The sequence below is a fragment of the Sphingomonas sp. PP-CC-1A-547 genome, from assembly GCF_003610375.1.
GTDB lineage: Bacteria > Pseudomonadota > Alphaproteobacteria > Sphingomonadales > Sphingomonadaceae > Sphingomonas.
In genome coordinates, this window is sequence record NZ_RAPZ01000010.1 from 1,169,486 (window position 1) to 1,194,603 (window position 25,118).

A 25,118-nucleotide genomic window follows, 5' to 3' on the forward strand; every position below is an offset into this window, starting at 1 on the left:
GTTTCTCCTGATGTCAGCGCAAACCAGAGGATGCGGACATGGTGGATTCGATCGGCGCGAAGCCGTCAGTAGCAGGAGATCGTTCCGTCGCGCGCATCGCCGCGGCGACGCCGACGACGGTCGTACAGACGCCGGTTCTGCCCAGGCAGATTTCGGTGGTGCCGGAATCGATCGCGCTCGCCAAGTCGATGGCCGCCTCGCCGCCGATCGATGCGAGCCGCGTCGCCGCGATCAAGAAGGCGATCGCGACGGGCACCTTCCCGATCCTCCCCGCGACCATCGCCGATCGCCTGATGGCGCTTCGCCTGGACTGGAATTCGAATGAAACGGCGTGATGCCCTGATCCGCGTCATTGATGCGCTGCACGCGGAGATCGCCGCGCTGAAGTCGAACGACGTCGCCAGCCTGGAACGCGCGACTGCCGACAAGCTCGCCGGGATCGAACAGGTCGCGCTGCTCGGCACCGGGCCCGCGGGCACCGAGATCCGCGAGCTGGCGGACGAGGCGAACCGCCTCAACGAGACGTGCCGGATCTACACCAATTTGATGGCGGCAAATGTTCGCCGCCGCCTGCAAACCCTGACCGGCGATGGTGCCGTTGCCGGGTATCGGCCGGGTCTGCGCGCCGGGTACGCCTGACTTCTGCGCCCCTCCCTGGAAGGGAGGGGTTGGGGGTGGGTCGCCTTCCACGAATTCCGAACCGCTAAGACACAAGCCGGCCTACCCACCCCCTGCCCCTCCCTTCCAGGGAGGGGAGATCGTTGTGCACCGGGCGAATGCAGCCTGCCCACACCAAAACTGGCACGCCCCTTGCTGAGCACCCCCTGAACCAGGGGCACCGCACACGGGCATGACCGTCAATCCTATCACTACCGGCCGGATCCAGTCCGCGATCGCGCTTGCGAGCAGCAAGACGGGCGTGGATTTCGACTATCTGCTGGGCCAGGCAAAGCTCGAGAGCGGGCTGAACGCCAACGCCAAGGCCGGCACGTCGAGCGCATCGGGCCTCTATCAGTTCATCGAACAGAGCTGGCTCTCCGTCGTCAAGAAGCACGGCGCCGAGCACGGCATGGCCTGGGCTGCGGACAGCATCGGCACGTCGTCGAGCGGCCGCCTGTCGGTCGGCGATGCCGGCACCAAGGCGGCGATCCTCGCGCTGCGCAACGATCCCAACGCCTCGTCGATGATGGCCGCCGAATATGCGTCGGACAACAAGGCGTCGCTCGAAGGCACGCTGAACCGCCCGGCTTCCGGCACCGACCTGTATATGGCGCACTTCATGGGACTCGGTGGCGCGACCAAGTTCCTGAAAACGATGCAGGCCAACCCGCAGGCGAGCGGCGCGGCACTGCTCCCCGCCGCCGCGCGCGCGAACCACAACGTCTTCTACGATTCGAACAACCAGCCGCGCACGCTGTCGGCGATCTACGACCGCTTCGCCGACAAGCTCGGCGGTGCCGCCGCCGGGGCAAGCGCGACCGTGACACCCGCCAACTATGCCGCGCAGGCGCTCGACATGAACGGCTCCACGGTCATCACCGGCAACAACGAAAGCGCCGACGACGCGCTCGCCTGGGCAACAACTGCAATGGGCAGGTTCACCGGCAAGACGACGCAGGCCGCGGTGAACGTCCTGCGCCCGACACCCGATACCGCGCGCCTGGCCTACATGATGCTCGCACGGTTGGGCGGCTAAGCGATGAACCGCATCCTCTCCAACGCGCGCGCGTCGGTCCTGCCGCTCGCGATCCTGCTGCTCGTGCTCGTCATGGTCGTGCCGATCCCGGCATTCATGCTCGACATCTTCTTCGTAGCGAACATCGCGATCAGCCTCGCGGTGCTGATGGTCGCGCTCAACGCACAGAAGCCGCTCGATTTCTCCGCCTTCCCGACCGTCCTGCTGTTCGCCACCCTTTTCCGCCTAGGCCTCAACGTCGCCTCCACGCGCATCGTGCTGGTCCACGGCCACGAGGGCGAGAGCGCGGCGGGTCACGTCATCGAGGCGTTCGGCACGTTCCTGATCGGCGGCGATTACGTCGTCGGCATCTTCGTCTTCGCGATCCTGATGATCATCAACATGATCGTCGTCACCAAGGGCGCCGGCCGCGTGTCCGAAGTCAGCGCGCGCTTCACGCTCGACGCACTCCCCGGCAAGCAGATGGCGATCGACGCCGATCTGAACGCCGGCCTCATCACCCCCGACGAAGCCAAGGCGCGCCGCGTCGAAGTCTCCACCGAAGCCGATTTCTACGGCTCGATGGACGGCTCGTCGAAGTTCGTGAAGGGCGATGCGGTCGCGGCGATGCTGATCCTCGCCGCCAACATCATCGGCGGCCTGATCCTCGGCCCCGTCAGCCACGGCATGACGATCGCCGATGCGGCGCACAACTACATCCTGCTCGCGATCGGCGACGCGCTCGTCGCGCAGCTGCCGTCGCTGATGCTGTCGATCGCCGCCGCCTCGATCGTCACGCGCGTGACCTCCGACAAGGATCTCGCCGGCCAGATCGGCGGCCAGTTCGGGTCGCCCCGCACCTGGACGCCCGTCGCCGTCATCCTCGCGCTGCTCGGCATCCTCCCCGGCATGCCGCACATGGTGATCCTGCCCGCCGCGGCGATCGCCGGGTTCGCCGCGTGGAAGCTCCGCCAGATCGAACGCCGCCCCGCCCCCGTCGTGGTCGTCCCCGTCGAGACGATCGACCAGTCGAAAATCGGCTGGGAAGAAGTCACCGATGGCATGCAGGTCAATCTCGACATCGGTTACGGCCTGGTGCCGCTCGCCGACGAGCGTCGCGGGTCGCCGTTGATGAGCCGGATCACCGGTGTGCGTCGCCAGCTGTCGAAGGAACTTGGGTTCGTCGTGCCGCAGGTCCGCGTCCGCGACGACATCAACCTCGCGCCCTACGTCTACCGCATCCTCGTCAACGGCGTCGTCGTCGGCGAGGACACCGTGTCGCCCGACGAGATGCTCGCGCTCGACACCGGGCAGGCGTTCGGCGACCTGTTCGGCAAGAAGGTCAAGGATCCGACCTTCGGGCTCGACGCGACCTGGGTCGATGCGGGCGATGCCGATGCGGCGACCGGCGCAGGCTATCTCGTGGTCGATCCCGGCACGGTGATGGCGACGCACCTCAACCACCTGCTCGGCCAGAACGCGTCCGAGCTGCTCGGCCAGGACGAAGTGCAGGCGCTGCTCGACGGTCTCAAGGAGCGCGCCGCGCAACTGGTCGCAGCCCTCGCGCCGCTGCCGATCACGACGCTGACGCAGGTCCTGAAAGGCCTGCTCGCGGAGAACGTCCCGCTCAAGGAATTCCGTCGCATCGCAGGGGCCATCGCGGTCGCTGCGCAGCGCACGCAGGACGCCGAGGAGATCATCGAAACGATCCGCCCCGAACTCGGCGCGCTCATCATCCAGAAACTGTGCGGCGTGCGCGAACCGCTGCGCGTCATGACGTTGGAGGGTCAATTGGAAGGTCTGCTCGGCCAGGCGATGCGCGCCGATCAATCGCGCCGCCACGTCATCGAACCCGATCTCGGCCGCCGCATCGTCGAGGCGCTGCAACGCGCCGCCGAACCGCTGATCGCCGAGGCGAAACCGTTCGCGCTGGTGGTCCAGCCGACCATCCGCATCGCGATCCGCAAGCTGGTCAGGACGTGCCTGCCCGATACGCCGGTCATGTCGTTCTTCGAAGTGCCCGAGGAGAAGGCGGTCGAAGTCGTCGCCGTCATCGGTGCCTCGCAGCAGGCGCTGGCGGCATGAGCGCCCTCCCGATGCGCGGCGCGTTCGCCGATGCGCAACCCCTCACAGGGCAGCCCCTGACCTACCGCCCCCATCAACGCCCCGGCGGCGACGCGGACCAGCTCGTCAAACAGCATTTGCCGCTGGTCCGCCGGATCGCCTGGCACGTCCATGGCAGCATGAGCAGCAGCGTCGAGGTCGAGGATCTGATCCAGGTCGGCCTGGTCGCGCTGGTCGAGGCCGCCGCAAATTTCGACGAGCGCGGCATGCCGTTCAAGACCTACCTCATCACCCGCCTGCGCGGCAGCATGATCGACGAACTCCGCCGCCAGGCGACGTCGACGCGCGGCGCGATGCGTCGCCGCCGCCAGTACGCAGACGCGATCTCGACGCTCACCGCCCGTACGGGGAAAGCCCCGGGAGAAGACATGATCGCAGAGCACATCGGCGTCACGATCGAGAAACTCCGCACCGACTACGTCACCGCCGACTCGATCCGCTTCGATTCGATCGACGAGCTGTACGCCGACGACCTGCCCTGGTTCGCCGACGACACGCCGGATGCGTTCGAGCAACTCGCCGACAGCGACATGCGCGAAGCCCTGATCGCCGCGATAACGGCGTTGCCGGAACGCGAGGCACAAGTGATCCAGCTCTATTACGTTGAGGAACTCAACCTCGAGGAAATCGGCGAAGTCTTCGGCGTCGGCTCCGCGCGCGTGTGCCAGATCAAGGCGTCGGCGCATGCGAAGCTGAAAAAGGCCTTGGCTCGAACGCTATAGATAGCTGTCAGTACAGCGAGCGAGCGGACGCACTTTCAGGCACTCCAACCGCCGTCGATATTATACACCGCGCCGGTGATGAACCCCGCTTCGTCCGAGGCAAGATAGGCGACTAGCCCGGCCACCTCGTCGGGCGTGCCGTGCCGGCGGATTGCGAGCGGCGCCCTGTTCGCCTCCGCATTGGGGCCATCGGCAGGATTGCGTTCGGTGTCGACCGGTCCCGGCTGCACCAGGTTTGCGGTGATGCCGCGTGCACCCAGATCGCGCGCCAGCCCCCGGGTCATGCCAGCAAGCGCCGATTTGCTGGCGGCATACAGTGTAACGCCCTCTCCGGGCGCGCGGTCGGCGACGATGCTGCCGATCGTTATGATGCGTCCGCCGGTGGTCATCGCGGCTGCAACCCGCTGCGCGGCAATGAACGGCGCACGGACGTTGACCGCAAACACCCGGTCGAACGCATCGTCGGCATAGCTCGCAAGCGTGCCGTTCTCAGACATGCCCGCGACGTTCACCAGGATATCGATCGTGCCGTAACGCGCGATCACCGTGTCGATCGCAGCGCGCAACGCGGCGGCATCGCTCACATCGGCCTGCACCGCGAAGACCGCGCGTCCACCGTCCTCGATCCCGCGAACGAACTGGCGCGCATCGTCCGCACGCGATCGATAGATCACCGCCAGCGACGCGCCATCAGCAGCGAGGCGGCGCGTGATCGCGGCTCCTATGCCGCGCGTGCCGCCGATCACCAGGGCGATCTTTCCGTGCAATGCCGTCATCGCTCTTCCCAACCAGCCTATGCTGCGACGCCGATGGTGGCACGCGCAGAAGAGGGCAGTGTACGCCTGCTCTCCCCGAGCAGACCAGCTGCGCGCTATGGGGCCACGACAACGCCTTTCCTCGATCGCCCGCAAACATGCAAAAACCCCGGCAGCTTGCGCCACCGGGGTCTCTCTCGCTCGCGCTTCAGAGAAGCGAGGCGGGTCCGACCGGCACCGTCACCCTGCGGGGGGCTGGTGCCGGTGCCGGTCCGGATTAGCCCAGCAGCTTCAGCACGCTCTGCTGGCTCTGGTTCGCCTGGCTCAGCATCGCGGTCGATGCCTGGCTCAGGATCTGTGCCTTGGCGAGCGCGGTGGTCTCTGCCGAGAAGTCGGTGTCTTCGATGCGGCTCTTGGCGTCCGACAGGTTGGTCGCGTTCGAGGTCAGGTTGTTGACCGCCGACTGCAGCTGGTTCTGCGAAGCGCCGAGCGATGCCCGACGGTTCGAAACGGTAGCGATCGCGTTGTCGTAATCCTTCAACGTGGTTTCCGACGATGCCGCAGCGCCCATTGCGGTCACTACTGTTCCGACGCCCCCGCCGGCCGCCTTCGCTGCTTGCGCAGTCACCGCGGCGGAACCGCCGTTACCGTTAGCGTCGGCAGCGACTGCAGCCTGTCCCACAACCGCTGCGGTAGCGGCCGTGTAAGCCCCGCTAAGATCGGTACCCAGGTTGAGATTGATCGAATCGGTCTTGTCAGCACCCGCCTGGATCTTAACAACCGCACCATCGGTTGGTGGGGTTGCAGCACCGGCCTTACCGTCAAACAACTTCACACCGTTAAAGCTTGTGTTAGACAATACATTGGTGATCTGCTTGGCCAGTGCATCCTGCTCGGTCTTGATATTGGCGATATCGCTCGCAGAATACGTGCCGTTGCCCTTCTGGACTTCGAGTTCGCGCATGCGCTGCAGATTGTTCGTGACCTCGTCGAGCGCGCCCTCTGCGGTCTGCGCCATCGAGATGCCGTCGTTGGCGTTGCGGATGCCCTGGTTCATGCCCTTGATCTGCGACGTCATCGACGACGAGATGGCGAGGCCGGCGGCGTCGTCCTTGGCCGAATTGATACGCTTGCCCGTCGACAGTCGCTCCATCGAGGTCGCGAGCAGGCCCGATGCCTTGGTCGAAGCGTTGGTCGCGCGCAGCGCCGAGATGTTGGTACCGATGACAGTCATTGCGAAATCTCCGTGATCTTCGACGATCCGCGCCGCCCCCATGGCGAAGTGCCGATCCGTCAAAGTGGGTAACGGCCGGTTCGGGACGGACTTAAGCTAAAAAATGCAGCCGGGGCCGGGCCTCGCACGCGCCCGTACGTGGGCCCGCACATGCGTTCGTGTGCGCAAACGCGCGCCTGTGTGCTCGCGGAGACGCGCCCGGAAATAATCTGCCGGGGGCGGCAGGGTTTAACCGCGCGTTTACCACCAATGCTGCATTCCCCGAATCGTTCAGGGGGAACTCCATGCGTTCAATTTTTCCATCGGCTGCAGTCACTTCGCGGAAATACGCGCTTGTTTCGTCATTGCGTGCGCAGGGCTTCGGCGTGGGCTCGTTCGAGACTGCACAGCCGGGTGCAAACGATCTGTTCCTGGTCGCGGACGGCGAGGGAGTCACCGCCCCCGCTCGCACCGTGGTGATAGGTTGCGAAGGGCGCGAAGTGACCCCGTCGCGTGACGGTTCGCCGGCCCGGATCAGCTTCGCCGCAGAGGACACCGCGGTCGGCAACGGCTTCGCCCGCGCGCTGATCGGTGGCGCCGACATGCCGACCGCAGCGGACCCCGAATCGCTCGCGCTGCTCGCCCTCGCGGAGCGCGTTGCCGCCGCCGATATCACGGTGCTGATCAACGGCCCGACCGGCACCGGCAAGGAAGTTCTCGCCCGCGCCATCCACAATGGCTCGGCGCGCAAGGACAAGCCGTTCATCGCGATCAACTGCGCGGCGCTCCCCGAATCGATGCTCGAAGCCTTGCTGTTCGGTCACCAGAAGGGTGCGTTCACCGGCGCATCGTCGGGCGGCGACGGGTTCTTCCGCGCGGCGAACGGCGGCACGATCCTGCTGGACGAAATCGCCGAGATGCCGCTCCAGTTGCAGGCCAAGCTGCTCCGCGTGTTGCAGGAGCGCGAGGTCGTACCGCTCGGTGCCTCGGTACCGCAGCCGATCGACGTCCGCGTCATCGCGTGCGCCAACCGCGACCTCCACGCCGAAGTCGCCGCCGGCCGCTTCCGCGCCGATCTCTATTACCGTCTCGCCGTGTTCCCGCTCGCGACCAAGTCGCTGGCCGAGCGCCCGCAGGATATTCCCGCGCTCGCCGCGACGCTGATCCTGCGTCACGCCGGCAACCGCAACGTGATCCCCTGGCCGAGCCACGCCGCGATCGAGCAGCTGATGCTGCACGACTGGCCGGGCAACGTCCGCGAGCTGGAGAACGTGATCCAGCGCGCGCTGCTGTTCTGCGGCGGCGATACGATCGAGGCGAACCACATCTTGTTCGACCGCCCGGTGACGATGACCTTTCAGCGCACCGCTTCGGTGACGCCGATCGCACCAGTTGCAGCGCCGGTTGAGCCTGAAACTCTCGGCAATATCGTCCAGATGAGCGAGTTCGCGGCGATCCGCGAGACGCTCAAGGCGTGCAACGGCAGCCGGATCGAAACCGCCAAGCGCCTCGGCATTTCCGAACGCACACTCCGCTACCGCCTCGCCAAGGCGCGTGAGCAGGGTGACGATATCGGCAGCGTCCATAACTGGGCGGCCTCGGCATGAGCGGCGTCTCGGGAATCGGCGGCGGCGCGATGAGCGTCGACCGCGTGATGGCGCTGCGTTCGCAGATCCTCGAACGCAACCAGGCGCTGTCGCGCGCCGGTGCCGCGGGGAACGTCGCGCCGACCGAGACGGTCAAGCCGACCAGCTTTGCCGATTCGATGGAAACCGCGCTGAAGAGCGTCAACGACGGCCAGACCCAGGCCGCCAAGCTCAGCGAAAGCTATGAGCGCGGCGAGACGGTCGACATCGCGAAAGTGATGCTCGCCCGCCAACAGGCGTCGGTCGGTTTCGAGGCGACGTTGCAGGTCCGCAACAAGCTGCTGTCCGCCTACAAGGATATCATGAGCATGCCGGTCTGACATGAGCACCGCACTCATCCCCACATCATCCGGCGGCACCGAACGGTTCGCCAATCCCCTCCAGCAGATCAAGGGCGCGTTCGCGCAGCCGGCAGTCCGCCGTTCGCTGCCGATGGCGCTGATGGTCGGTCTGATCGCTGCCGCCGCGCTTGCGTGGATGAGCCTGTCGACGCCGACGCAGAAGACTCTGTTCAGCGGCCTGCCCGATTCGGACAAGGCCGCGGTCACGTCCGCGCTGACGACGGCCAACATCAAGAGCCATATCGACGAAGGCACCGGCGCACTGACCGTCGGCGAGGACGATTACAGCCGCGCGAAGATGCTGCTCGCGGGCCAGGGCCTGCCGAAAGCAGCGCCGGGCGGCTATGCGATCCTCGACCAGTTGCCGATGGGCGTTTCGCGCGCGGTCGAAGGCGAACGCCTCCGCCAGGCACGCGAATCCGAGATGGCGAAGTCGATTGAGGAGATCGATGCGGTCGCCGAGGCGCGCGTGCATCTGGCGATGCCCGAAGCATCGGTATTCGTCCGCGACAACGCCGCACCATCGGCCTCGGTTATCCTGAAATTGCAGGGTGGTCGGTCGCTGAGCGATGCGCAGGTCAGCTCGATCATCAACCTCGTCGCCTCGTCGGTGCCGGGGATGAAGCCCGAGGCGGTGACGATCGTCGACCAGATGGGCGCGCTGCTCACCAAGGCCGGCGGCAACGACGGCGCAGGCGCTGCGAGCGACGCAAGGATCGATATCCAGCGCCGCGTCGAGGACAAGTATCGCACGCAGCTGATTGCGCTGCTGACGCCGTTGGTCGGCGCTGGCAATTTTACCGCGGAAGTCCAGGCCGACGTCAATCTCGACGAGAGCCAGGCGACGCGCGAAAGTTATGAAAAGCAGGGCGTCCTCCGCGCCGAGACGGGCAACTGGACCGGCAACCAGAAGGACGGCGCGGCTGGGGCTCCGGGCGGTATTCCGGGTGCGTTGAGCAATACGCCGCCTGCCGCGAGCACGCTATCGACGCCACAGGCCGCTAACGGCGCGCCGGGCAGTGCTCAGCCGGTCGCCGGTGGCGCTGCGCCGGACGCGATGAAGCAGTCCGACCAGTATCAGCGCGCCTATGATCTCGGCCGCGAGGTGTCGGTCACGCGCGCCACGCCGGGCGGGGTCAAGCGCCTGTCGGTCGCCGTCCTCCTGCGCGATCCCGAAAAGGGTCGCCGCACGGCGATGGAGATCAACCAGATCAGCGATCTCGTGAAGAGCGCGGTCGGATTCGACCAGGCGCGCAACGACAACGTGACGGTCATCAGCCGCAAGTTCGCCGGCGCCGATGCCACCGCGTCGAGCGGCCCGGCTTGGTACGACAATGCCTGGCTGCCGGTGCTCGCGCGCAATGGAACGGCCATCCTGATCGCGCTGCTGGTGCTGCTGCTTGGGGTCCGCCCGATCGCCAAGGCGCTGATGAAGAAGCGCGACGATGCCGGCACGCGTCCTGCGCTGGGCCAGCCGGGCGGCGCGGCGAGCGGCGACGGCATGGCGGTCGCGGCACCGGTGAGCCTCGACCAGCTCGAGAACACGCGCGGCTATGACGACCGGATCGGTGCGGTCCGCGGCTTCACCCGCGACAATCCCACGCGCGCGGCCTTGGCGGTGCGTGACATGATCAAGGCCGACGCGAAGTGAGCGAAGTCGGCCCCAGTGCTATTGGCCGCACCTATACCGGCGTCGAACGCGCCGCGGTGCTGATGATGCTCGTCGGCGAGGAAGAGGCCGCTGCCATCCTCCAGAAGCTGGAGCCCGAAGAGGTGCGTCAGCTCGGCGCGGCGATGTTCAAGGTCGCCGACGTGTCGGAGCAGGAGGTCGAGGACGTGCTCGACGATTTCGTCGGTCGCGCGCGCGAGCGGACCGCGATCGGCTTTGACCCGCGCCCGCAGATCGAGGCGGTGATGAACCGCGCGCTCGGGCCCGAGAAAGCGGAAAGCGTCCTCGCGCGCATCACGCCGCCCGAGGCCGCCTGCGAACTCGAACTGCTCGACTGGCTCGACGCACCCGAGATCGCCGCGATGATTGAGAAGGAGCATCCACAGATCGCTGCGGTGCTGATCGCCAATCTCGACGCCTCGATCGGCGGCCAGGTACTCGAGTTGCTGCCCGACGCGGTCCAGCCCGACATCCTCCACCGCATCGCGCGGCTGGGACCGATTACGCCCGAGGCAGTCGAGACGCTGAAGATCGTGCTCGCCAACCGTACCACGGCCGCACCCGGCTCGGTCGGCGTCACGCTCGGCGGCACGCGCGAGGCCGCCAAGATCCTGTCGGGGGCGCGCAAGGCAACCGAACAGCGCGTCATGCCGAAGCTGTTCAAGATCGACCGCGAAGTGGCGAAGGCGATCGAGGAGGCGATGTTCGTCTTCGACAATCTGCTCGCGCTCGACGACAAGAATCTCGGCACGCTGATCCGCAACGTCGACAGCGAGATCCTGACCAAGTCCTTGAAGGGCGTCGACGAGACGATCCGCAACCGCTTCCTCGGCTGCATGTCGGCCCGCGCGGCGGACGGCATCCGCGATGAGATGGAAGCACGCGGCCCGATGAAGCTTGCCGAAGTGCTCGAAGCGCAGAAGGCGATGATCGCGATCGCGCGCGGGCTGGCCAAGGACGGCACGATCCAGATGGGTGGGGGGGAAGACGATTATGTCTAACGGCTTCACCGCGGGCTTCGCGTCGCGCCACACGACGACGGCCAACATTCTCGCGAGCGCATTCGCCCCGCCCTCCGGATTCGCGGCGGCGGATATTCGCGAACGTGCGACGGTGCGTCCGACCAACTTCGCGTCCCCGAACTTCTCGTCGGAGCCGAGTGCGCCTCGCCACTTCAGCCCGGCCGACAAGGACGTGAACCCGACCGCCGGCTGGGATCCACTCGATCCGGTGAGTGAGTCGTCGTTCATCGATCCGCTCGCCGACGCGCATGCCGCCGGCTATGCGGAGGGCCTTGCCGCCGCGGCCGCTGCGGCACAGGAAACGGCCGCACGGGACGGCGCATTGCTCGGCGATCTTGCCACCGCGCTGGGCAACGACCGGATCGACCGCGACCGTGTCGCCGCGCAGCTCCGCCAGACGGTGCTTTTCCTCGTCTCGAAACTTGTCGGTGAAGTCGGTATCGCCCCCGACGTCCTCGCGGACCGGATCGAGACCGCCGCCGAACTCCTGTCCGACTCCGCCGAGTCCGCGCTGCTCCGCGTCCACCCGGACGACGTCGCATTGCTCGAAGGCCGGCTGCCCAAATCGATCTTCGCCGCGGGCGATCCGGGCGTCGCGCGTGGCAGCTTTGTGCTCGAAAGCGCATCGACCATCGTCGAGGACGGCCCCGAGCTTTGGCTCGATCAACTGGCGCAAGCGATCGACCGGGTGCCGGTGCCCAAATGCTGAATCGCTTCACCGCCGACTATCTCGAAACCCTGTCCAACGCCGATTTCGTCGCCAAGCCAAAGGTCTCCGGCCGCCTCGCCTCGTTCGACGGCCTGTTGATGGAAGCGGTCGGCCTGACCCTACCAGTCGGCACCGTCTGCCAAGTCGGCGAAGGCGCGGCGAGCGTAGAGGCAGAAGTCATCGGCTTCCGCAACGGTCGCACGTTGATGATGAACCTCGGTGGCCCCGCGGCGCTCCTCCCGCGCGCGCCGGTCAAGCCGATCGGCTCGCCCGGTGAGGCGGAAGTCGGTGCAGCTCTGCTCGGCCGCGTCGTCGATGGCGCGGGCAAGCCGATCGACGGCCTCGGCCCGATCCGCGGCGCGGGTCGCTGGCCGCTCGCCGGGAAACTCCAGTCGCCGCTCGATCGTGGCCGCGTGCTTGAACCGCTCGACGTCGGCGTGCGCGCGATCAACGGCCTGCTGACGATCGGCCAGGGCCAGCGCGTCGGCATCATGGCCGGCTCGGGCGTCGGCAAGTCGGTGCTGCTTGGCATGATCGTCCGCGCCGCGCAGGCCGACGTGATCGTCATCGGCCTGATCGGCGAGCGTAGCCGCGAGGTCGCCGACTTCCTCGAAACCAAGGTCGCCGGCGCCGCGCGAAAGCGTTCGGTCGTCGTCGCCGTCCCCGCCAACCACTCCCCCGTCCTCCGCATCCGCGGCGCGCTCCGGGCCCACGCAATCGCCGAATCCTTCCGCGACGAAGGCAAGAAGGTCCTGCTGATCATGGATTCGCTGACCCGCGTCGCGCACGCCGGTCGCGAGATCGGTCTCGCGCTCGGCGAGCCTGCATCCGCACGCGGCTATCCGCCCAGCGCCATCGCGATGCTGCCGAACCTGATCGAGCGCGCGGGCGTCGACGTCCACACCGGCGGCTCGATCACCGCGATCTACACGGTGCTGGCGGACGGCGACGACGGCAACGATCCCGTCGTCGATTCGGCGCGCTCGATCCTCGACGGCCACATCGTCCTCAACCGCCAGCTCGCCGAGCGCGGCGTGTATCCGGCAATCGACATTGGTCCCTCGGTCAGCCGCGTGATGACCGACATCGTGCCCGCTCCTCATGCCAAGGCCGCGCGGACGCTCCGCCGTCACCTCGCCACCTATGAGGAGAACCGCGATCTCGTGCTGATGGGCGCGTACCGCCACGGCGCCGATCCCGCGATCGACGCGGCGATCGCCTGCCACCCGGCGGTTATGGAATATATCCGCCAGGATGCCGACGAAAACGTCTCGCTGAACGACGCGGTCGCCGAACTGACCGGCGTGTTCGGCGGCTGAGATGGCGGATGCCCGCGGCAAGACGCTGGCGCGCATCCACCGCGTCCGCACGCTTCAGCTCGGCCTGACCCGCGCCGAAGAGGCGCGTGCGCACGACAAGTTCGCCAGCGAACAGGCGTTGTCGGGCCGCATCGCGCTGCTCGCCGAAGCGGTCGCGCCGGTCCATGAAACGCAGGTCGCCGTCTCGCTCGGCGCCGCCGCGCATTACCGCGACCGCCTGCAGCAATCCGCCAACGCCGCCGTCGAGCGAGTACAGGCCGCCGAATATCATGTCGAACGCGCAGCGGAAGCAACCCGCGCCGCCAAGCGCGACCAGAGCGCGGTCGAGAAGTTGCTCGCGCGCGCCGACGCCGATGCGGTGCTGAAAGCTATTCGTGCGATGGAAGAGGCACCCGCCTTTCGGAAGGTTCGGCACGATCCTTGCTGAGTGTCGGGGAGAAGCCCGAACGCGAGTGCCCGAATGATCCAGACCGCGACCCTTTCCCGTACCGTTCCCCTCCATCCTCGCGCCTCTGCTGCGAAGAGTGGCGGCGAGTCGGGCCATTTCGCGGGCGCCCTCGAGCAGGTTAGCGACAAGGCAAAACCCGAACCTTCCGCCGCAGCGCCGGAAGACGAACCCCGGCAGGACGACGCCGCGACCGGCAACGCCTTGCCGCTGCCGGATATCTTGCCCGATGCTGCTTTCGTATGGCAGCCGATCGTTGCAACGCCTGCCCCTGCCCCAGCCGTTTCCCTGCCGGTTGCACGCATCATCGATGCAACCAGCAACCAACCAGCTAGCGTGCAGCGACCAACCTTCGCGCAATCGCAGCCGCAGACCGCCACGCCCATTCCGATAAAGCCTCAACCGCCCCTGCCCTCCGCACCGCCCCAAGCCGGCGGTACACCCGCAACGCAGTTCGCCGCCGCGATCATGGCTGCGATGCCGCCCGTAAAGACGGCCGTGCAGACGCCGGTGGACACGCCGACCACCGACGCGCCGCGTTGGGCCACGCCCGATACGCCCGTTACCCTCGCCGTCGTGCAACCCGACATCGCCCAGCCGCAACCCGGCACGGTCGCGTCGGCCGCGATGGTGTTCGGCGCGGCGATCCAGGCGGCAACCAAGAAGCGCGACGAGTCCGATACCCCCGCCGCCCCGTCCGATACGCCACTGCCTCCGGTCGGCGCGACCGCAACGCATGAGATCAAGGTCGCCGATGCGCAGCAGGCGCCGCTCGACATGCGTCAGGATCGCTGGCCGCACGCAATGATCGAACGGATCGAGATGCTGCGCGACGCCGCGGACGCGGTGGACACGCGGATCCGCCTCGTCCCCGATGCGCTCGGCGCGATCGACGTTTCGGTGAAGACCGATGGCGATACGGTGCGCGTGCGCTTCAACGCCGAGCAGGCCGCGACGCGGACGTTGCTGGCGGACGCGCAGCCGCGGCTCGCCGAACTCGCCGAGGCGCGCGGGCTGAAGCTTTCGCAAGGCTCGCTCGGCGACAGCGGCGCGCAACAGCAGCGTGCGCCAGCGACTCCGCAAACCCCGAATCGCCCCGCGCCGGTCTCGACCGTGATCGCGGATACGCCCGACGACATCCGAATCGCTTGAACCGAAGGACCCTGAAATCATGAGCGACACAAAAGAAACGCCCGACGCCGCCCCGAAGAAAAAGGGCAAGATGAAGACGATCCTGATCGGCGGCGTCGCGCTGCTAGTGCTGGTCGGCGGTGGCGTCGGTGCGGGCGTCTATGCCTCCAGTGCGGGGCTGATCGGCGGTGGCGGTCACGCCGCCGAAGCCGAGGACGGCAAGCCCAAGCTCGTCCCCAAGAGCGAGCAGAAGCACGCGACCGAGGGCGGCGAAGGCGGCGGTCATGGCGGCGAGGACGCAGCGCCCGAAAACCACGGGATGAAGCCCCCCGCAGGGCAGGGCGGCGACAAATATGCCTCCACCTACTACCCGCTGGAGAAGGATTTCACCTCGAATCTCCAGGACTCGGTGCACTTCGTCCAGGTCGGTGTCGCGGTCTCCACACCATACGACGACACCGTGATCACCAACCTGAAGACCAACGACATCGCGGTCCGATCGGCGATCTTGATGGCGCTCGGCGACACCACCGAAGAGCAGGTGATGAGCAGCGACGGCAAGCGCCAGCTGCAGGTCCGACTGGCGAAGGCGATCAACGATACGCTCAAGCAGAAGGAAGGATTCGGCGGCATCGGTAACGTTTACTTTACCAGTTTCGTCGTTCAGTGAGTCATGGTTAACGAGGCCTCAGCAAAGACGCGCGAGCGACGCGACCGGGATCGCTCCGGCGCGCCCAAAGAGGGCGTGTTGCACCAGGGCGTACTCGGCGGGGCCAAGCTCAATCCGTTCGGCGACCTGCACTCGCTCCAGCATTTGTCCGCCCGGTTCGCACGCGGTTTGCGCGGCGTGTTCGAGCCGTTGCTGCGCCAGGAAGTGCGCTGCTGGGCCGAGCCCTTGGTGGTCCAGCGCTTCACCGATTACCGCGCGGAACGCAGCGATGCGCTGACCGCGTGGCTGCCGCTGATCATGACGCCGGGGATGGCGCAGGCGCTGTGCATCATGGACGGCAAGTTCGTGCTCGAGATGCTCGACATGTTCTTCGGCGGCACCGGCGCTGCGCCGCACACGCTGCCGACCGAGTTCTCGCCCGCCGCCGAGGCAATGGTCGCGCGGATCGGCCAGATGATCGCGACGCCGCTGAAGACCGCGTGGGAGCCGATGGCACGGTTCGATTTTCTGCCGACGCGCGTCGAGGTGAACCCGGCGATGATCGCCGATCTCGACGGCGAGGACGCGATGATCGTCACGCGCTTCGGCATCGCCGCGGGCGCTGCGAAACCGGTGTTCCTCGATCTCGTCTACCCCGTCTCCGCGTTGAAGCCGCACGCGCCGTCGTTGACCGCGAAGGTCGTCGGCAAGTCGGCCGAGCCCGATCCGGCCTGGCGCACCGAGCTGACGCGGGCCGCGATGAACGTGCGCTTCCCGATCCGCTCGGTACTCGCCGAGCCGATCGTCAAGCTGACGATGCTGATGGACCTGAAACCCGGCGACGTGATCCCGATCACCATCTCGGGCGACGTGCCGGTGATGGTCGGCAACAACCGCCTCGGCTGCGGCACGGTCGGCACGTCCAACGGCTTCGCCGCCATCCAGCTCACCTCGATTACCCGTTTCGACGAAGGATTTGCAGCATGAACGACATGACCGGAGGCTTCCCTGTAGATGCTGCCGTCGCCGCCAATTTCCGGCTGCTCCAGGATGTCGACGTCAAGCTGACCGTCGAGATCGGCTCGACCAGCCTGACGCTGCGCGAACTGCTCGCGCTCGGCGAATCCAGCGTGATCGAGCTCGATCGCCAGGCCAACGAGCTGCTCGATGTATTCGTCAACGGCACGCTGATCGGGCGCGGCGAAGTGGTGACGGTCGGCGAGCGCTTCGGCGTGCGGATGACCGAGCTCGTGTCTCCAGACAAGCGCGGCTGAGCCCGATGCTGTGGACCTATATCCTCAAGCTCGTCATCCTGCTGCCACTCGTGTGCGGACTGATGTTCGGTTGCCTGTACCTGTGGCGCAAGTTCGAGAGCCGGATTCCGGGCAAGCCCTCGACGCGGCTGATCGGCGTCAAGGAAACGATGATGATCTCGCCGGGCCTGCGCCTCGCGGTGATCGATTTCGAGGGCCGCCGGCTGCTTGTCTCGGTCGGCCGTGGCGGCGTGCACCTGATCGACAAGGTCGACGCATGAGCGCGGCTGTTCGTCCGACGGTGACGCGCAAAGGCTCGGGCCCTGCCCTGTTTACCGCGCCGAAGCGCTCCCCGTTTTCCCGCGAACGCGGGAATCCAGGAGCCCCGAACGAAGCGCTCCCTAACCCTGGATCCCCGCGTTCGCGGGGAAACAGTTTAGTGTGGATAGGGCTCGCTCTCCTCCTCGCGCTATTCCTCGCGATGCCCGCCTTCGCGCAAGGCGTCCCCGCCCCGACCAGCCCCGCCGTCGGCGACGCGGTCGATCGCGCACTCGGCCAGCTCGGTGGTCAGGCCGCGGGCAATACCGGCCAGAGCGGCTCACTCTCGCTCAGCCTGCAAGTCCTCATCATCATGGGACTGCTCACGGTCCTCCCGGGCATCCTGCTGATGATGACCAGCTTCACGCGGATCATCATCGTGCTCGCGATCCTGCGCCAGGCGCTCGGGCTGCAGCAGACGCCGCCGAACCAGGTGCTGCTCGGGCTGTCGCTGTTCCTCAGCTTCTTCATCATGGCGCCGACGATCAGCCAGATCAACACGACCGCGATCCAGCCCTATGCCGCCGGACAGCTCGCCGGCACGCAGATGATCACGACGGCTGGCGTGCCCCTGCACGCGTTCATGGTCAAGCAGACGCGGATCAAGGACGTCACTATGTTTGCGCAGATCGCAAAGTCCGGGCCCTACGCGACGCCGACCGACATCCCCTTCTCGGTGCTGCTGCCCGCGTTCGTCACGTCCGAGCTGAAGACCGCGTTCCAGATCGGCTTCCTGATCTTCCTGCCGTTCATCGTCATCGATCTGGTCGTCGCGACTGTGCTGATGTCGCTCGGCATGGCGATGCTGAGCCCGACGATCATCTCGATGCCGTTCAAGCTGCTGCTGTTCGTGCTGGTCGACGGCTGGGCGCTGACGATGGGCAGCCTCGCCAACTCGTTCGCGACCTGACCAATGGACGCGCAATATTTCCTGACCGTCGCCAATCAGACGATGTGGGTGCTGGCGCTCGCCAGTGCGCCGATCCTGATCCCGGCGCTGCTCGCGGGCCTGATCCTGGGGATGATCCAGGCGGCGACGTCGATCAACGAGCAGACCTTGTCGTTCGTGCCCAAGCTGGTGGTGGTCGCTGTGTCGATCCTGATCTTCGGGAGCTTGATCCTGGGGTTGCTGAGCGATTTCACGATCGGGATCTTCGAGCGTATTCCGGATCTGGTAAAATGAGCGCACTTGCTGCTCCCCTTCCGCCTGTGGGAGGGGTCGGGGGAGGGGCGTGCCCCACCAACCGGACGCCAGTACGTACGTTGCGCCCTCCCCTGACCCCTCCCGCAAGCGGGAGGGGGATTTTACAGTGCTAGGCTTCGGGCTCAGCATCGAGCCGCAGCTCTGGGCGCTCGTGTTCGTGATGATCCGCATCGGTGCGACGTTCATCGCCGCGCCGGTGTTCGGGTCCGTGTCGATCCCGCTGACCGTGCGCGTCACGCTGTCGGGCGCGATCGGGTTTCTCGTGCTTGCCGCGCATCCGATCGTACCGCCGCAGAACATCTTTGCGGTCTCCACGATCCTCTCCGCCGCCGCCGAAGCGCTCGTCGGCCTCGCGCTCGGCTTCGTGCTTCAGATCGCGTTCGCCGCACCGATGATCGCGGCCGAAGTGATCGGCGGCGCGATGGGGCTCGGTTTCGCGTCCTCGATCGATCCGCAGAACGGCAAGTCCTCCCCCGCGCTCGGCCAGTTCTTCTCGATCATGCTGACGCTGCTGTTCCTGTCGGTCGACGGCCACCTGATCCTGATCGACCTGCTGGCGAAGAGCTATGACGTCCTCCCCCCCGGCGCCGCGTGGATCGGCATCGAGCGGTTGAAGGCGATCGCGTTCTTCGGTGGCTATGCGTTCCTCGCCGGCCTGCTGCTTGCGCTCCCGGTCGGCTTCCTGCTGCTCTGCCTCAACATCGTCGTCGGCATGCTGAGCCGTGCCGCGCCCTCGCTCAACCTGTTCGCGGTCGGCCTCCCCGCCAGCCTCGCGGTCGGCGTCGTCACGCTGGCGATCGCGTTCCCGACGATGGGTGACTACATGCTCGTCATCGTCCGCGAAGGTCTCGCCGCCACCGAAAACCTGGTGCTCGGCTGATGTCGGAGGATGCCCATGTCTGAAGATTCGGGCGAAAAAACCGAAGCACCAACCGCCAAGCGCAAGAAGGATGCGGTCGAGAAGGGCGACATCCTAAAATCGCGCGATTTCGCGACCGCGCTGAGCATGCTCGCCGGGGTCGCCTGGCTGATCTACGCCGGCCCCACGCTGATCACCGCGTGCAAGGCGATCATGAGCTCGAGCTTCCAGTTCACGCACGCCGACGTCGAGGATTTTTCGCCGTGGCGCCCGCTGATGGAGGCCGGCGGCAAGCTCGCGCCATCGCTCATAACCCTGTTCATCGTCAGCATCGGCGCGGCGATCCTGAGCCAGGCGGGGCTCGGTTCGCTCGGCTTCAACGGCGGTCTGCTCGCACCCAAATACAGCCGTGTCGATCCGGCGGCGGGGCTCAAGCGCATCTTCGGTACGAACGGCTGGATCGAGCTTGGCAAGTCGCTGCTCAAAGTCATCCTGCTCGGCACGATCGGCGGCTGGATGCTGTGGAACGCCGCGCATTCGACGATGGGCCTCGCCTCGTCCGCCGATCTCAACCAGGCGCTGTCGACGCTGGGTGGGATCTTCAAGGGCATCCTGATCGCGATGGCGTTCGGGCTGTGCGCGATCGCCGGCATCGACCTGCCGATCCAGATCATCCGCCGGCTCGGCAAGATGCGGATGTCGAAGCAGGAGGTAAAGGACGAGCACAAGTCGACCGAGGGCAATGGCGAAGCGAAGGGTCAGATGCGGGCGAAGATGCGTGCGATGGCGAGCGGTGGCCTGCGGAAGTCGGTTGCGGAGGCGCATGTCGTGCTGACCAACCCGACGCACTTTGCGGTGGCGCTGCGCTATGATCGTGGCAGGGACCAGGTGCCGGTGGTGGTCGCCAAGGGGCGCGGTGCGACCGCGCTGGCGATCCGCGAACTGGCCGGCGAAGGCCGCGTGCCGATCCTCGAATATCCGGTGCTGGCGCGCGCGGTCTACTACACCAGCAAGGAGGGGCAGGAAGTCCGCGACGACCTGTACACCGCGATCGCCACGGTGCTGGCGTTCGTGTTCGGGCTGAACGCGGCGGCGGGCGGGACCACGCCCGGAGTCCAGCCCTTCGTCACCGTGCCGAAGGATGCGCGGTTCGACGAAAACGGCATGAAACAGGCCTAAACATTCGCACCGCCCGGCCGTTCTTACTGACGAGCGCGCACGTGCAGGGATTTCACGATGGTAACTTCGACCACCAGCACGACCGCCACACCGACCCCGACACCCACGCCTACCGCGCAAAGTGCCGTCAACGACGCGACGCAGGCACTGCTGAAGGGGCTGAGCGCGGGCTCCGGCGTCGATACCGGCACGTTGGTCACCTCGCTCGTCTCCGCGCAGTTCGCCGCACGGACGGCCGCGTTGAAGACCAAGTCCGACACGCTCACCGCGCAGATCTCGGGCGTCGGTACGCTCAAGAGCACGATGACCGGCTTTTCGACCGCGCTCGCCAATCTGGTGAAGGGCGGCAGCCTGCAGACACAACCGGCCAGCTCGAACGGTGCGATCCTGTCCGCCACCGCGCAATCGGGTGCCAAATTGTCGGGGCTGTCGTCGAGCATCACGGTGACGCGCCTCGCCACCGGGCAGGTCGCGCGGACGACGACCGCCGTCGACGCCGAGGATCGCGCGACATCGCTTGGCACCGGTGCGCTGACGCTGAACATCGGCGGCAAGGACACCGTGATCGACGTCGGCGACGGCAGCATCGACGCGATCGCCGCGGGTATCAACGCGTCTAAGACCGGGGTCACCGCCTCGGTCGTCACCGACGCGAACGGCGGCGCGTATCTCTCGGTCAAGGGCACGACCGGCAGCGCCAACGCCTTCACGCTTAAGGGAGAGAAGGGCGACGCGCTCGACATCGGCGGCAGCACGGCGACGAAGACCAGCCTCGTCTCCACCGCGCAGAACGCACAGTTGACCGTTGACGGGATCGCCGTCGAGCGCCCAGGCAACACCGTGAGCGATCTAGTCACCGGCGTGACGCTCCAGCTCAACGGCATATCCACCGTCCCCGTTTTGCTTACCAGCACGCCCCCGACCGACGCGCTGACGCAAGCGGTCAACGATGTCGTCACGACCTATAACGAGGTCCTGAAGACGATCACCGAACAGACCGATCCGATCACCGGCAACCTTCGTGCGGATCCCGCCGCGAAATCGCTGCTGCGGTCGTTGCAGGCCCTGGTGTCGAAGCCGCTGGTCGGTGGCGCGATCGCCGGGCTTCCGCGGTCGCTGTCGGAGATCGGCGTCGCCACCAACACCGATGGGACGCTACGGGTCGATTCCGCGCTGCTCGCCAAGCAGCTTGCGGCGAACCCCGACACGATCGAGGCGATGTTCGCGCCGTCCGGCACCAACGCGCTCGGCCTGTCCGCGACGCTGACGGCGTTGACCACCAGCGCGACCAGCACGGTGACCGGTCTCGGCGCGTCGACCGTGCGCTACACCGCGGCGGAGGCCGATGTCGCCAAGCAGCAGGACAAGGTCACCGACCAGTCCGCGCAGCTGACCACGCGCCTGACGCAGCAATATGCCAGCATGAATTCGCGCGTGTCGGCGTATAAATCGACGCAGACCTTCCTCACCAATCAGATTGCCGCGTGGAACAAGGATTCGTGACCTACGCCAGCACGTTGATGCGCGACCCGTTCGCGACCTATCGCCAGATCGACGCGGTCGGCCAGACCGCTACCGCCGACGGCCCTGCGCTCGTCCAGTTGCTCTACAAGGAACTGGTCGCCGCCCTGCGCGCCGCCGCCTGGGCCTGCGAAAAGCGCAAGTTCGCGATCAAGAGCGAGCGCATCACCCGCGCCACCGCAATCCTGTTCGCCCTCGAAGCCGGGCTCGACTTCGAGAAAGGTGGCCAGGTCTCGGAAACGCTCGCGCGACTATATGGCGGCGCGCGGAAAACCGTGATCAACGCCTCGCTGGGCCACGACCCACAGCCGTTCCGCGACTCCGCCGACATGCTCGACGAGATCGCGCAGGCGTGGCGGACCGCTAGCGCCGCGTAAACGCTACCGCTTGAACCAGTGTCGCATGGCGAAATAGGCCACGACACCGACCGCGATCAGCACGCAGGCTCCGGCGATCGCATCGAACGCCCACGGTTCCTCGGCATAGGGCAGGCCCTTCACGTTCATGCCGTACAGCCCGGTCAGGAACGTCAGCGGCAGGAACACCATCGCCGCGATCGAGATGATCAGCGAGCGGTTGTCGATCTGTTCGGCGCGCAGGTCGGTCAACGTCTCGTGGACCAGCGCCGAGCGCTCGCGGATCGACTCCAGTTCCTCCGCCATCCGCGCCGCGCGATCCGCCGCTGCCGAGAGATGCAGTCGATCATCGTCCGCCAGCCAGTCGCCGGGTAGCGCGGCCAGCTTCTCCAGCGCCGCGCGTTGCGGACTGAGGAAGCGTTTGTAGCCGATCGCCGCGACGCGCACCTTGCTGACCGTGCGGCGCAATTCGAATACGCGGTTGGCGTCGAGTTGCTCCTCGCAATCGTCGAGTTCGTCACCGAGTTGCGCGACGTCGGGGTCGAGGTCGGCAGTGATCGCGGTCGCGAACGCGGCGATCAGGTCGCCAGGATCGCGAATCTCACCACGCTCGACCATCTTCTCCACCTCGGCGACCGCGATCAACGGCTTCCGTGTGACCGAATACACACGGCCCCTCACTGCCCAGATCCGCACCGACGCGAGCATGTCGGACGTATCGAGTTCCTCCTTCGATCGCCCACGCAAGTTGAGGAACGCACCATCGCCGACCGCCTCGCAGCGCGGTCGAGTCTCGGTCGCGGTCAGCGCGTCGACGACATAGTCGAGCAGCTTGGCCTCGTCGCGCAGCCAGGTCTGCGCATGTTCGGCGGTGGTCGACAAATGCACCCAGACGAGGTCGGTGGTATAATCGAGTGCCTCCTTGACGTCGACACGCGTGGCCTCCCCATCGACGATCCGGAAGGCAAAACCGCTCACAAGGCCATCTCGACTTCGACTGACAGGCCGGTGCCGGGATCGGCGGGCATCGCCTCGCACAGCCGCGCGGCATCGGCGCGCGCGCGGTCGAGGATCGCCGCGGGGACGTCAGGGCCATGATAGACCCGGTCGGCGCTGGCGAGCGCGCGTGCCTGGCGGAGCGTCAGGTCCTCGGGATCGTCGGACAGGAGAACGAGGGTTATCGCCACGTCGCGCTTTGCAGCGGGCGCAGCGGTCGGGGCCAGCCATGCGTCGACGTCATGCGTCGGCGATAGCGGATCGAGCATGCCGCCCGCACCCATCGCCGTCGCCAGCGCACGGCGGCGCTCCCCCATATCGGGCCAGCGCTTTCGCAAGGCCCCCCGCGCAGCCTGCAACGCCAACGCGAGCTTGCCGAGATCGGCGGGGATCAGTGCCTCCAGTCGCTGCCGTAACGCCGCCGCCAGCCCGGCCGACACGCCGCTGGTGCCGATCGCGATGAGCACCGGCGCGCGATCGACGATCGCGGGCAGCGTGAAGTCGCACAATGCGGAACGGTCGACCGCGTTGACGAGGATGCCGCGCGCCTTCAGCCGCGCGACTGCCGCCAGCGCTTCGTCCTCGTCGTCGATCGCGACGATCGCGAGTGACGCCGCAGCATCTTCGCCGACGACATCCGCGCCGGCACGATCGAGCAACCGCCGCTTCGCATCCGCCGCCTCGCCCTCGCCGAGCAGAATGACCGGGCGCCCTGCCAGCCTCACGAACAGCGGCAGGCTCTGGAGTATCACCGCTTGAGCCATTCGGGCACGCGTTCGGCGGCCAGGATCGTCTCCGGGTGGATGCGGTCCGCGACTACCGCGAACCGGTCGCCGTCGACCAGCACCTCGGGCACCAGCGCGCGGCTGTTGTAGGTCGAAGCCATCGTCGCGCCGTACGCGCCGGCAGTCCGGAAGATGCCGAGATCGCCCGACTTCACCGCGTCGATATCGCGGCCCATCGCGAAGGTGTCGCCGGTCTCGCATACCGGGCCGGCGATGTTGGCGGTCATGCGTTCGCCGGTCGGCTCGACCGCGACAAAATCGTGATACGCGTCGTACATGGCGACGCGCGCGAGGTCGTTCATTGCCGCATCGACGATGACGTACGGGTTCACGACGCCCGGCTTTACCCAGATCACTTCGGTCAGCAGCACGCCGGCATTGCCCGCGATCACGCGACCGGGCTCGAACATGAGCTCGACGTCCCAGTCGGCGGTCGCGCGCGCGACCATCGCGCCATACTCGGCCGGGCTCGGCAACACATCGCCGGGCTTGTATGGTACGCCGAGGCCACCGCCGAGATCGACGCGGCTGATCGTGTGACCCGCCGCGCGAAGTTCCGCGACCAGCTCGCCGATCCGCGCATAGGCGGCCTCGAGCGGCGCAAGATCGGCGAGCTGGCTGCCGATGTGGATCGCGACACCGCGCAGGTCGAGCCCGTCATGCTTCGACAGACGGTCGAACATCGCCACAGCCTGGTCGATCGCGACGCCGAACTTGTTCTCCTTGCGCCCGGTCGAGATCTTTGCGTGTGTTCCCGCATCGACGTCGGGGTTCACGCGCAGCACCGCCGGCGCGCGTTCGCCGCGCGCATGGGCGAGCGCGGCAAGGACTTCGCCCTCCTCCTCCAGCTCGAGATTGAACTGGCCGATCCCCGCATCGAGCGCCTGCGCCAGTTCGCGCCGCGTCTTACCAACGCCCGAGAACACGATGTCCGACGCCGGAATGCCCGCCGCCAGCGCGCGCTGCATCTCGCCCGCGGAGACGACGTCGGCGCCGTATCCCTCGTCGGCGAGCACGCGCAGCACCGCGACGTTGGGGTTAGCCTTGATCGCATAGGCCAGGTGGACACGCCCGGCGCCCTTCAGCGCGTCGCGAAACACCTGCGCATGGCGGCGGAAGGTGGCGGTCGAATAGACGTAGACGGGCGTGCCGACGGCCTCGGCGATCGCCGGCAGGGCGACGTCCTCGGCGTGCATGACACCGTCACGATAGGCGAAGTGATCCATG

Annotated in this window: 28 protein-coding genes; 23 read left to right on the forward strand and 5 right to left on the reverse strand. The window is 66.8% G+C overall.

The window, feature by feature from the left end:
- The first annotated feature begins 38 nt into the window (after positions 1-38).
- The 5 genes from flgM (at position 39) to fliA (ending at position 4,521) form a co-directional block, all read left to right on the forward strand.
- Positions 39-335 carry a flagellar biosynthesis anti-sigma factor FlgM gene (gene flgM, locus C8J39_RS06040; RefSeq protein WP_120299615.1) on the forward strand — a complete coding sequence of 99 codons (297 nt, stop codon included), beginning with the start codon at positions 39-41 and terminating at the stop codon, positions 333-335.
- A complete protein-coding gene (locus tag C8J39_RS06045; RefSeq protein ID WP_120299616.1) occupies positions 322-639 on the forward strand; it encodes a flagellar protein FlgN in 318 nt (105 codons plus the stop codon). The genes flgM and C8J39_RS06045 overlap by 14 nt, the downstream gene beginning before the upstream one ends.
- A 211-nt stretch (positions 640-850) precedes the next feature.
- A complete protein-coding gene (locus C8J39_RS06050; RefSeq protein WP_120299617.1) occupies positions 851-1,696 on the forward strand; it encodes a lytic transglycosylase domain-containing protein in 846 nt (281 codons plus the stop codon).
- 3 nt (positions 1,697-1,699) lie between these two features.
- Entirely contained in the window at positions 1,700-3,760 is a 2,061-nt protein-coding gene (gene flhA / locus C8J39_RS06055; RefSeq protein ID WP_120299618.1) for a flagellar biosynthesis protein FlhA, read from the forward strand.
- The gene (gene fliA / locus C8J39_RS06060) at positions 3,757-4,521 is read left to right on the forward strand and encodes an RNA polymerase sigma factor FliA (RefSeq protein ID WP_120299619.1); all 765 of its coding nucleotides are present in this window, start codon (positions 3,757-3,759) and stop codon (positions 4,519-4,521) included. Before flhA ends, fliA begins: the two co-directional genes overlap by 4 nt.
- 35 nt (positions 4,522-4,556) lie before the next feature.
- On the opposite strand, the gene C8J39_RS06065 is transcribed toward fliA, so the two are convergent.
- Both C8J39_RS06065 and C8J39_RS06070 read right to left on the reverse strand, forming a co-directional pair.
- Positions 4,557-5,297: an SDR family NAD(P)-dependent oxidoreductase gene (locus C8J39_RS06065; RefSeq protein ID WP_120299620.1), complete on the reverse strand. Its 741-nt coding sequence runs from the start codon at positions 5,295-5,297 to the stop codon at positions 4,557-4,559.
- Between the two features lie 256 nt (positions 5,298-5,553).
- Positions 5,554-6,510, reverse strand: a complete 957-nt coding sequence (locus C8J39_RS06070; RefSeq protein ID WP_120299766.1) for a flagellin — start codon at positions 6,508-6,510, stop codon at positions 5,554-5,556.
- A 284-nt stretch (positions 6,511-6,794) separates the two neighbouring features.
- On the opposite strand from C8J39_RS06070, the gene C8J39_RS06075 reads away from it, so the two are divergent.
- From C8J39_RS06075 to C8J39_RS06160, 18 genes are all read left to right on the forward strand, one after another.
- Positions 6,795-8,096, forward strand: a complete 1,302-nt coding sequence (locus tag C8J39_RS06075; RefSeq protein WP_120299621.1) for a sigma-54-dependent Fis family transcriptional regulator — start codon at positions 6,795-6,797, stop codon at positions 8,094-8,096.
- Positions 8,093-8,455 carry a flagellar hook-basal body complex protein FliE gene (gene fliE, locus C8J39_RS06080; RefSeq protein ID WP_120299622.1) on the forward strand — a complete coding sequence of 121 codons (363 nt, stop codon included), beginning with the start codon at positions 8,093-8,095 and terminating at the stop codon, positions 8,453-8,455. The genes C8J39_RS06075 and fliE overlap by 4 nt, the downstream gene beginning before the upstream one ends.
- A gap of 1 nt (position 8,456) precedes the next feature.
- Positions 8,457-10,127, forward strand: coding sequence for a flagellar basal-body MS-ring/collar protein FliF (gene fliF / locus C8J39_RS06085; protein ID WP_120299623.1), 1,671 nt, complete (start codon positions 8,457-8,459; stop codon positions 10,125-10,127).
- Entirely contained in the window at positions 10,124-11,146 is a 1,023-nt protein-coding gene (gene fliG / locus C8J39_RS06090; RefSeq protein ID WP_259457504.1) for a flagellar motor switch protein FliG, read from the forward strand. Before fliF ends, fliG begins: the two co-directional genes overlap by 4 nt.
- On the forward strand, positions 11,139-11,876 hold the full coding sequence (locus C8J39_RS06095; protein ID WP_120299624.1) for a FliH/SctL family protein: 738 nt from the start codon (positions 11,139-11,141) through the stop codon (positions 11,874-11,876). The genes fliG and C8J39_RS06095 overlap by 8 nt, the downstream gene beginning before the upstream one ends.
- Complete coding sequence (locus C8J39_RS06100; protein WP_120299625.1) at positions 11,870-13,195, forward strand: FliI/YscN family ATPase; 1,326 nt, start codon at positions 11,870-11,872, stop codon at positions 13,193-13,195. The genes C8J39_RS06095 and C8J39_RS06100 overlap by 7 nt, the downstream gene beginning before the upstream one ends.
- A 1-nt stretch (position 13,196) precedes the next feature.
- Complete coding sequence (locus C8J39_RS06105) at positions 13,197-13,622, forward strand: hypothetical protein (protein ID WP_120299626.1); 426 nt, start codon at positions 13,197-13,199, stop codon at positions 13,620-13,622.
- 33 nt (positions 13,623-13,655) lie between these two features.
- On the forward strand, positions 13,656-14,792 hold the full coding sequence (locus C8J39_RS06110; protein ID WP_120299627.1) for a flagellar hook-length control protein FliK: 1,137 nt from the start codon (positions 13,656-13,658) through the stop codon (positions 14,790-14,792).
- Between the two features lie 19 nt (positions 14,793-14,811).
- The gene (locus C8J39_RS06115) at positions 14,812-15,441 is read left to right on the forward strand and encodes a flagellar basal body-associated FliL family protein (RefSeq protein ID WP_056061630.1); all 630 of its coding nucleotides are present in this window, start codon (positions 14,812-14,814) and stop codon (positions 15,439-15,441) included.
- A gap of 3 nt (positions 15,442-15,444) precedes the next feature.
- Positions 15,445-16,407, forward strand: coding sequence for a flagellar motor switch protein FliM (locus tag C8J39_RS06120; RefSeq protein ID WP_056061632.1), 963 nt, complete (start codon positions 15,445-15,447; stop codon positions 16,405-16,407).
- Positions 16,404-16,694: a flagellar motor switch protein FliN gene (fliN, locus tag C8J39_RS06125; RefSeq protein ID WP_056054132.1), complete on the forward strand. Its 291-nt coding sequence runs from the start codon at positions 16,404-16,406 to the stop codon at positions 16,692-16,694. Before C8J39_RS06120 ends, fliN begins: the two co-directional genes overlap by 4 nt.
- Positions 16,695-16,699: 5 nt before the next feature.
- On the forward strand, positions 16,700-16,954 hold the full coding sequence (locus C8J39_RS06130) for a flagellar biosynthetic protein FliO (protein WP_056054129.1): 255 nt from the start codon (positions 16,700-16,702) through the stop codon (positions 16,952-16,954).
- A 200-nt stretch (positions 16,955-17,154) separates the two neighbouring features.
- Positions 17,155-17,901, forward strand: a complete 747-nt coding sequence (gene fliP / locus C8J39_RS06135) for a flagellar type III secretion system pore protein FliP (RefSeq protein ID WP_243644527.1) — start codon at positions 17,155-17,157, stop codon at positions 17,899-17,901.
- Between the two features lie 3 nt (positions 17,902-17,904).
- Positions 17,905-18,174: a flagellar biosynthesis protein FliQ gene (gene fliQ / locus C8J39_RS06140; protein ID WP_055874447.1), complete on the forward strand. Its 270-nt coding sequence runs from the start codon at positions 17,905-17,907 to the stop codon at positions 18,172-18,174.
- Positions 18,175-18,301: 127 nt separating this feature from the next.
- On the forward strand, positions 18,302-19,075 hold the full coding sequence (fliR, locus tag C8J39_RS06145; protein WP_120299629.1) for a flagellar biosynthetic protein FliR: 774 nt from the start codon (positions 18,302-18,304) through the stop codon (positions 19,073-19,075).
- Between the two features lie 15 nt (positions 19,076-19,090).
- Entirely contained in the window at positions 19,091-20,233 is a 1,143-nt protein-coding gene (gene flhB / locus C8J39_RS06150) for a flagellar type III secretion system protein FlhB (protein ID WP_120299630.1), read from the forward strand.
- A gap of 57 nt (positions 20,234-20,290) precedes the next feature.
- Positions 20,291-21,736, forward strand: coding sequence for a flagellar filament capping protein FliD (gene fliD, locus C8J39_RS06155; RefSeq protein ID WP_120299631.1), 1,446 nt, complete (start codon positions 20,291-20,293; stop codon positions 21,734-21,736).
- Positions 21,733-22,131 (forward strand): flagellar protein FliS, encoded by a 399-nt coding sequence (locus C8J39_RS06160; protein ID WP_082441390.1) that lies wholly within the window; start codon positions 21,733-21,735, stop codon positions 22,129-22,131. Before fliD ends, C8J39_RS06160 begins: the two co-directional genes overlap by 4 nt.
- A 3-nt stretch (positions 22,132-22,134) precedes the next feature.
- On the opposite strand, the gene C8J39_RS06165 is transcribed toward C8J39_RS06160, so the two are convergent.
- Genes C8J39_RS06165 through lysA form a run of 3 tightly spaced genes read right to left on the reverse strand, consistent with a single transcriptional unit; the run spans position 22,135 to position 25,117 of the window.
- Positions 22,135-23,088 (reverse strand): CorA family divalent cation transporter, encoded by a 954-nt coding sequence (locus tag C8J39_RS06165; protein ID WP_120299632.1) that lies wholly within the window; start codon positions 23,086-23,088, stop codon positions 22,135-22,137.
- Positions 23,085-23,870, reverse strand: coding sequence for a bifunctional precorrin-2 dehydrogenase/sirohydrochlorin ferrochelatase (locus C8J39_RS06170; protein ID WP_120299633.1), 786 nt, complete (start codon positions 23,868-23,870; stop codon positions 23,085-23,087). The genes C8J39_RS06165 and C8J39_RS06170 overlap by 4 nt, the downstream gene beginning before the upstream one ends.
- The gene (gene lysA, locus C8J39_RS06175; protein WP_120299634.1) at positions 23,855-25,117 is read right to left on the reverse strand and encodes a diaminopimelate decarboxylase; all 1,263 of its coding nucleotides are present in this window, start codon (positions 25,115-25,117) and stop codon (positions 23,855-23,857) included. The genes C8J39_RS06170 and lysA overlap by 16 nt, the downstream gene beginning before the upstream one ends.
- Between the last annotated feature and the right edge of the window lies 1 nt (position 25,118).

Coding starts and splice junctions, on each gene's coding strand:
- flhB (WP_120299630.1), top strand. CDS start 19,091: ATGTCTGAAGATTCGGGCGAAAAAACCGAAGCACCAACCGCCAAGCGC.
- fliF (WP_120299623.1), top strand. CDS start 8,457: ATGAGCACCGCACTCATCCCCACATCATCCGGCGGCACCGAACGGTTC.
- fliQ (WP_055874447.1), top strand. CDS start 17,905: ATGGACGCGCAATATTTCCTGACCGTCGCCAATCAGACGATGTGGGTG.
- fliP (WP_243644527.1), top strand. CDS start 17,155: ATGCCCGCCTTCGCGCAAGGCGTCCCCGCCCCGACCAGCCCCGCCGTC.
- C8J39_RS06095 (WP_120299624.1), top strand. CDS start 11,139: ATGTCTAACGGCTTCACCGCGGGCTTCGCGTCGCGCCACACGACGACG.
- C8J39_RS06075 (WP_120299621.1), top strand. CDS start 6,795: ATGCGTTCAATTTTTCCATCGGCTGCAGTCACTTCGCGGAAATACGCG.
- fliA (WP_120299619.1), top strand. CDS start 3,757: ATGAGCGCCCTCCCGATGCGCGGCGCGTTCGCCGATGCGCAACCCCTC.
- flgM (WP_120299615.1), top strand. CDS start 39: ATGGTGGATTCGATCGGCGCGAAGCCGTCAGTAGCAGGAGATCGTTCC.
- C8J39_RS06045 (WP_120299616.1), top strand. CDS start 322: ATGAAACGGCGTGATGCCCTGATCCGCGTCATTGATGCGCTGCACGCG.
- flhA (WP_120299618.1), top strand. CDS start 1,700: ATGAACCGCATCCTCTCCAACGCGCGCGCGTCGGTCCTGCCGCTCGCG.
- C8J39_RS06065 (WP_120299620.1), bottom strand. CDS start 5,297: ATGACGGCATTGCACGGAAAGATCGCCCTGGTGATCGGCGGCACGCGC.
- C8J39_RS06170 (WP_120299633.1), bottom strand. CDS start 23,870: ATGGCTCAAGCGGTGATACTCCAGAGCCTGCCGCTGTTCGTGAGGCTG.
- fliN (WP_056054132.1), top strand. CDS start 16,404: ATGAACGACATGACCGGAGGCTTCCCTGTAGATGCTGCCGTCGCCGCC.
- C8J39_RS06070 (WP_120299766.1), bottom strand. CDS start 6,510: ATGACTGTCATCGGTACCAACATCTCGGCGCTGCGCGCGACCAACGCT.
- C8J39_RS06130 (WP_056054129.1), top strand. CDS start 16,700: ATGCTGTGGACCTATATCCTCAAGCTCGTCATCCTGCTGCCACTCGTG.
- C8J39_RS06120 (WP_056061632.1), top strand. CDS start 15,445: ATGGTTAACGAGGCCTCAGCAAAGACGCGCGAGCGACGCGACCGGGAT.
- C8J39_RS06105 (WP_120299626.1), top strand. CDS start 13,197: ATGGCGGATGCCCGCGGCAAGACGCTGGCGCGCATCCACCGCGTCCGC.
- fliD (WP_120299631.1), top strand. CDS start 20,291: ATGGTAACTTCGACCACCAGCACGACCGCCACACCGACCCCGACACCC.
- fliE (WP_120299622.1), top strand. CDS start 8,093: ATGAGCGGCGTCTCGGGAATCGGCGGCGGCGCGATGAGCGTCGACCGC.
- C8J39_RS06100 (WP_120299625.1), top strand. CDS start 11,870: ATGCTGAATCGCTTCACCGCCGACTATCTCGAAACCCTGTCCAACGCC.
- C8J39_RS06115 (WP_056061630.1), top strand. CDS start 14,812: ATGAGCGACACAAAAGAAACGCCCGACGCCGCCCCGAAGAAAAAGGGC.
- lysA (WP_120299634.1), bottom strand. CDS start 25,117: ATGGATCACTTCGCCTATCGTGACGGTGTCATGCACGCCGAGGACGTC.
- C8J39_RS06050 (WP_120299617.1), top strand. CDS start 851: ATGACCGTCAATCCTATCACTACCGGCCGGATCCAGTCCGCGATCGCG.
- C8J39_RS06110 (WP_120299627.1), top strand. CDS start 13,656: ATGATCCAGACCGCGACCCTTTCCCGTACCGTTCCCCTCCATCCTCGC.